The sequence below is a fragment of the Nocardia tenerifensis NBRC 101015 genome, assembly GCF_000308715.1.
Classification (GTDB): Bacteria; Actinomycetota; Actinomycetes; order Mycobacteriales; family Mycobacteriaceae; genus Nocardia; species Nocardia tenerifensis.
In genome coordinates, this window is sequence record NZ_BAGH01000030.1 from 1 (window position 1) to 3,087 (window position 3,087).

3 protein-coding genes are annotated in these 3,087 nt (G+C 69.9%); 1 reads left to right on the plus strand and 2 read right to left on the minus strand.

Annotation, left to right across the window (positions count from 1 at the left end; translation table 11 throughout):
- Together otsB and kstR are read right to left on the minus strand one after the other, a co-directional pair.
- Window positions 1-953, minus strand: a 953-nt coding sequence (gene otsB, locus ON39_RS02395) for a trehalose-phosphatase (RefSeq protein ID WP_040730341.1), incomplete at its 3' end; no start/stop codon positions are given.
- Window positions 954-1,321: 368 nt separating this feature from the next.
- Window positions 1,322-2,038, minus strand: a complete 717-nt coding sequence (gene kstR / locus ON39_RS02400) for a cholesterol catabolism transcriptional regulator KstR (RefSeq protein WP_040730340.1) — start codon at window positions 2,036-2,038, stop codon at window positions 1,322-1,324.
- Window positions 2,039-2,178: 140 nt separating this feature from the next.
- On the opposite strand from kstR, the gene ON39_RS02405 reads away from it, so the two are divergent.
- The coding region (locus tag ON39_RS02405; protein WP_040730342.1) for an acyl-CoA dehydrogenase family protein at window positions 2,179-3,087 on the plus strand (909 nt) is incomplete at its 3' end.

The window sequence follows — 3,087 nt, forward strand, 5'->3', positions numbered from 1 at the left end:
CGCTCCGGCTCGATGGTGAAGTGACCGGCCTGCGGTCCGCCGAGCAGGTGCGCGAACACCGCGGCCGAGTCCGGCTCCGGATGGCAGAACCAGGTGACCGTCGCGTCGGGCGTCAGCAGCGCGACCGAGCGCGGGCTGGCCAGCATGGTCAGCCGCTCGATCCGGGGCGCGCTCGCGCCGGCCAGCCAGGTGCGCCGCTCCTCGAGCAGGTAGGCCAGCGCGCACGAGACGGCCTCGGTGCTGTCGACCCGGTACTTGGCCTGGCTCTCGCCGTCGCCGACCTTGATGCCGAGGTCGGGGCCGGACAGAACGCGGAAGGCCTTCTCGTCGGTGACGTCGTCGCCGAAGAACACCGCGGCCGACGCGGCGGCCTGATGCCGGATGGTGTCGAGCGCGGTGCCCTTGTCGGTCTGCACCACGGCGAGTTCGATGACGGCCTTGCCCTCGGTCACCTGCACGCCGAACCACGCCGCCGGGCCCTGCCGCACGCTGGTCAGCGCCCGGTGCCCGATCTCCGGGCTCGCGTTGCGCACGTGCAGCGCCACGCTGGCCGGTTTCATCTCGACGGTGACGCCGGGGTTCTCCGCGGCGATCTGGGTCAGCGCGGTCTGCACCTCCTGGAGGAGTTGCTTGGCGTCGTTGTCGATGGCGTGCACGAAACCGACATCGAACTCCGAGCCGTGGCTGCCGATCAGCTGTACCTCGACCGGAAGGCGCGACAGGGCCGCGAGGTCGCGCAGCGCGCGGCCGGAGATGACCGCGGCGGTGGTGCCGGTGAGCCCGGCGAGCGCGCGTAACGCGCTCACCGATTCCCGGTGTGGAAAGGCCTTCGCCGGGTCGGACACGATGGGCGCGAGCGTCCCGTCATAGTCCGAGGCGACCAAGAGTCTCGGCACTCGCGCGACCGTCGACAGTGCACGACGAAGTTCCAGTGGCAGATCCTGTGCGCTCACGCATCCAACCTAGTGATCGGAGGAGTTTTTTCATGGGCGGGCAGAACAATACTGGGTTGAATTCCCCGCACCGACGCCCGCCGTTGTGCGTGCGCTGTGTCTAATTCTGGCGGGTCTTCGGCCCGGTACGCGCCTCCTAGTTCCGTACCGGACGCCGATGGGTCACTTTTTCCGTGTGCGCTGCGATCATGTCGAAGCGCTACGGGTCCGGTGCGTGCCCGTGAAACCCACGCTAGCCGGTAGAACGCGACGGCGGGCCCTGCGCGCGGATTCTGTGCGCAAGGCCCGCCGTGGGCGTGAGTGTGATATTCCGCACGAACCGGGCCGTGCGCGTTGGGTTTGCCGGGTATGCGCCGGCTGTCCGGTTGCTAGGCGCGCTCGCCGAGCAGCAGGTCGACGGTGAGCTCGAGGCGTTCGGTCACGTCGGTCGCCGAGGCGCGCCGGGTCAGCCAGGCCACCAGGTTCGACAGCCACACATCGCTTATCACCCTGGCGATGGCCAGCTGACGGTCGTCGGGCTCGCCGTCGTTCATGGCGCGGGCGAACACCCGATCCATCACCTTGCCGACCCGATCGACCTCGGCGGCCGCCGACGCGTCGGCGAACATGAACGCGCGCGTCATGGCCTCGGTGAGCAGCGGGTCGCGCTGCATCATCCGGGTGATCTGGTTGAGCAGCAGGTGCATGCGCTCCTGCGGCGACTGGCCGGCCAGCGGCTTGCGCTTGCCCTCGATCTGCTCGAACTCGCGGGAGAGTGCGGACACCAGCAGGTGGACCTTCGACGGGAAGTACCGGTACAGCGTGCCGACGGCGACGTCGGCGCGCTCGGCCACCGCGCGCATCTGCACCGCGTCGTAGCCGCCCTTCGAGGCCAGCGCCAGGGTCGCGTCGAGGATCCGCTTGCGCCGTTCTCGCTGCGCTGCCGAGCTCAGCTCGTCCTCGCTGAGCGTCGTAACGGTCGCGGGCGCTGTGTTGGACTGACGCCGCTCGCGCCCCGCTCGTGTCTCACGCTCCGCTACCTCCTCCGCGGCCGTCGCTCGGGACGCCGGGCTGTCGGCAGGCTGCGATCGGGAGGGGCTGGCCATCGGTGAGAGTCCTTTCCGAAGACGTCGTTGGGTTGTCTGGCCCGGGTATCGGCTCGGCGGTCGTCTCTTGACTTCCGCACAGCTAGGATATTAGAACATGTTCTAGGTGTGGGAGTCACGCCGGGAAGGCGGTACGGAGTGTGACCATCGCCACCACTGACGAGCATAAAGCCGTCCAGGAGTCGATGCGTGGGTGGGCCGGATCGGTGCGGCCAATTGCAACAATGCGGGCCGATCCGAGCGCGTTCTGGCGCGCGTACTGGCCCGCCCTCGCCGATCTCGGCATCTTCCGCGTCGCCGTGGCCGAGGACGCGGGCGGGGCAGGCGGCACGGTCGCCGACCTCGCCGTGCTGGTCGAGCAGGCCGCCCACGATCTGGTCGGCGGCCCGGTGCTGGCTACGGCGCTGGCCAATCTGATCACGGCCGGCGGGCTCGACGAGCGGACGCCGTGCGGGGTCGCGCTCGATTTCATGGTCGGTGCGCGGGTCAGCGTAGCGACCGAGGCGAAAGAGCTCACGCTCGACGGGGATTGGGACTCGGTCGTCGGCGCGACGCCGGAAACCGCTGTGCTGCTTCCGGTCTCCTTTCCGCAGGGCCGGCGCTGGGTACTGCTCGCGCCGGACACCGAAGGCCTTCGGGTGGAACCGCTTTCGCCCGCCGACCTGAGCACGCCGCTGGCTCGCGTGCACTGCGCAGGCGTGCGGGTGCCCGCCGACCGGATATTCACCTCGCCGCATGCGGTCGAGGATCTCGTCGTGGTGCTGGCCGCCGCCGAGCTGGCCGGGCTCGCGGGCTGGTGCCTGTCGACCGCGGTCGAATACGCCAAGGTGCGTGAGCAATTCGGCCGGAAGATCGGCTCGTTCCAGGCCGTCAAGCACATCTGCGCCTGGATGCTGTGCCGGACCGAGTTGATCCGCGCCGTCGCGGCCGACGCCGCGGCCGCGGTGGACGAGGGCGGCGCCGAGCTGCCCGTCGCCGCCGCGATCGCCGCCGCCATCGCGCTGGACGCCGCGGTGGAGACCGCGAAGGACTGCGTTCAGGTCCTCGGC